Annotated in this window: 2 protein-coding genes; one reads left to right on the top strand and one right to left on the bottom strand. The window is 61.6% G+C overall.

The window, feature by feature from the left end:
* Positions 1–244 precede the first annotated feature (244 nt).
* Positions 245–1,369, bottom strand: a complete 1,125-nt coding sequence (locus tag ACR0P8_RS09135; RefSeq protein WP_432624764.1) for a diacylglycerol/lipid kinase family protein — start codon at positions 1,367–1,369, stop codon at positions 245–247.
* Positions 1,370–1,497: 128 nt separating this feature from the next.
* Here ACR0P8_RS09135 and serS point away from each other — a divergent pair, with 128 nt between their 5' ends.
* Positions 1,498–2,784, top strand: a complete 1,287-nt coding sequence (serS, locus tag ACR0P8_RS09140; RefSeq protein ID WP_432624765.1) for a serine--tRNA ligase — start codon at positions 1,498–1,500, stop codon at positions 2,782–2,784.
* The last annotated feature ends 170 nt before the right edge of the window (positions 2,785–2,954 follow it).

Consider the following 2,954-nt stretch of genomic DNA (forward strand, 5'->3'; position numbering starts at 1 on the left):
CGGTCTTACGGAATCGGAAACCGCATACCTTGCGTTGCACGTGTCGCGTGTCGCGGAGAAGGCCGGGGAGCCGCAACCGCGGGAATCGTAATCAATAATCGAAATAGCCGTGGCGTTCGGCCGCTTATATTTCCATATTTCCGGAACGACGGACATCCCGACGACGGACATCCCGCGAGCCGTGCGCATCCTACGCGGAATACATGGCTGAATGGATATGACCTGCGTGCGATTGCGGCGTCAGCTACCGCTGTTCGGCGACACGTTCCAGCGCGCTCTGCTCAGCGGACGTCTCCGGCACACGCACAGTCAGCGCCTTGCGCTCCACACTGAAACGGATGTGCTTCGTCTCGGGAAGCATATCGCCGTCCACCTGCGCCAAAACGGGCTTCTCCAACTTGATCTCCGCGCTGACGCCCTGCACCTGGTCGACGGTGGAATTCGTGGACAACGGGCTCTGCTGCGCCTTGCCGGTGATGGTCTGGTGCAGTACGTCGCCGAACAGGTTGCACCAGCCGAGGAGGCCGCCGGAGGTGTCGATGACCTCGTAATCGAGCAGGCCATCATCGTATGAGGCGTCGGGCATCAGAGAGAACACGGGGATCTGTCCGCAATTGCCCGCCATGAACGTGCGGAAGACCAGTCCATGCGTGGAATGCGTGCTGCCGTCGGCGCTGGTGATGGTGACGTCGCCCTTGTATTTCGGGGCGAACAGGTTCTTCACGCCCGACACGAAATAGGCTAGCCAGCTGATGTTCTTCTTCAATTCCGGATCGGTGTCCTCGATCATCATCGCGTCGAAGCCGATGCCCGCGATGATGAGGAACGCGTGCCCATGGTCGGTGGTCTTGTCGTCCAACAGGGTGAGACGACCCACATCCACCTGACGTGAGCCGTGCGAGGTCGCCACGGTGAGCGCCGCGTCGATGTCGTCCACGGGAATGCCCATATTCCGGGCGAACAGATTGCCTGTGCCGATCGGCACGATACCCAACGCGTGCCCGGTTCCGGACAGCGCGCTTGCCACGGTGCGCACCGTGCCGTCTCCGCCGACCGCCACCACGACGTCGGCGCCATGGTCCAAAGCCTCCAAAGCGCAGGCGCGCCCGTCCTTGTCAAGCTGCGTCTCGATGAACTCCACCTGGGTGAGATGCTTCGCCTCGCAGAACTCCCTGATATGCTCCTTGCGCTGCTCCGCCTGTGGTTTGGAAGGATTGACGACGAACGCGTAATGCACTTGATCATCGTCGCGTTTGTCGAGTTTCTCAGCGAGCGTGCGGTGCCTGTAGGCGCGGTAACCGAAGAACGCGGCCGCACCCACGGCGACCACGACGACGGCGATGATGAGGATGATAAGTGGCATAGGCATACGTCCATTGTCCACTGGGCCTTCGAAAAAGGCGAATTTGACATGCCGAATTTCGACGATTCCCGCACACGCGTCTAAAAATGAGAACGGTTGCGTCGGTGTCTGCTTTCGGCACTAGGCTGAGAACCATGCTTGATATTCAATTCATTCGTGAACATGCTGACGTTGTCAAGGAATCCCAGCGTAAGCGTGGCGAATCGGTCGAACTTGTCGACGAGGTGCTGCGCTCCGACGAGGTCCGCCGCTCCTCTCTGAAGGAATTTGAGGCCGCCCGCGCGCGGCAGAAGGAGATTGGCAAGAAGGTCGCCGCCGCCCCTGCGGACGAGAAGGCCAAGCTGATCGCGGCCACCAAGGAACTGTCCCAGAAGGTCTCCGAATACAAGGCCGCAGCCGATGCCGCAGCCGAGGAATACACCACCGCCATGTGGAAGCTGTCCAACATCGTCGAACCGGAGGCTCCGGAAGGCGGCGAGGACGATTACGTCGTCGTCAAGAAGGTCGGCCAGATCCGTGATTTCGCAGCCGAAGGCTTCGAACCGAAGGACCACCTGACGCTCGGACGCGGCGTCGCCGGCATCGATATGGAGCGCGGCGTGAAGGTCGGCGGCTCCCGCTTCTACTTCCTGCGCGGCCAGGTGGCCCGCATGCAGATCGCCATGCTCACCATGGCCGTCGACCAGGCCGAGGAACACGGCTTCACGCTGGCCATCACCCCGACGCTGGTGCGTCCGGAAGTGATGCGCGGCACCGGCTTCCTCAACTCCCATGCGGACGAGATCTACCGTCTGCGCGAGCCCGACGACCAGTACCTGGTCGGCACCTCCGAGGTGGCGCTCGCCGGTATGCATGAGAACGAGATCCTGAACCTTGAGAACGGCCCGCTGCGTTACTGCGGCTGGAGCTCCTGCTACCGCCGCGAGGCCGGCGCCGCAGGCAAGGACACCTCCGGCATCATCCGCGTGCACCAGTTCGACAAGGTGGAGATGTTCGTCTACGCCAAGCAGGAGGACTCCTACAAGGAGCATGAGCACCTGTTGGCCATGGAGCAGGAAATGCTCGGCAAGGTCGAGGTGCCGTACCGCATCATCGATACCGCCGCCGGCGATCTGGGCTCCTCCGCGGCACGTAAGTTCGACTGCGAGGCTTGGGTGCCGACCCAGGGCCGTTACCGTGAGCTGACCTCCACCTCCAACTGCACCGAGTATCAGGCCCGTCGTCTGAACATCCGCGAACGTATGGAGGATGGCAACACCCGCGCCGTCTCCACGCTGAACGGCACGCTGGCCACCACCCGTTGGCTGGTCGCCATTCTCGAGAACCACCAGCAGAAGGACGGCTCCATCGAAATTCCGAAGGCCATGCGTCCGTACATGGGCGGCAAGGAAGTCATCGAGCCGACCACGTGGGAGGCCTGATCGGTCGATCAGGACCTATAAAGGTCCAATAAGCCGTTGAGCGGTGCCGGCATTATGCCGGTGCCGCTTTTTCGTATTCCGGCGGCATGCTGTATTTGGAATGGGTGCTGTCTGGAGTGTGCGCCGTGTGGGAAGCTCGGGTGCTGATCGCTATGTGGTCGGTTTCTACA

This window comes from Bifidobacterium sp., assembly GCF_050874245.1.
Taxonomy (GTDB): domain Bacteria; phylum Actinomycetota; class Actinomycetes; order Actinomycetales; family Bifidobacteriaceae; genus Bifidobacterium.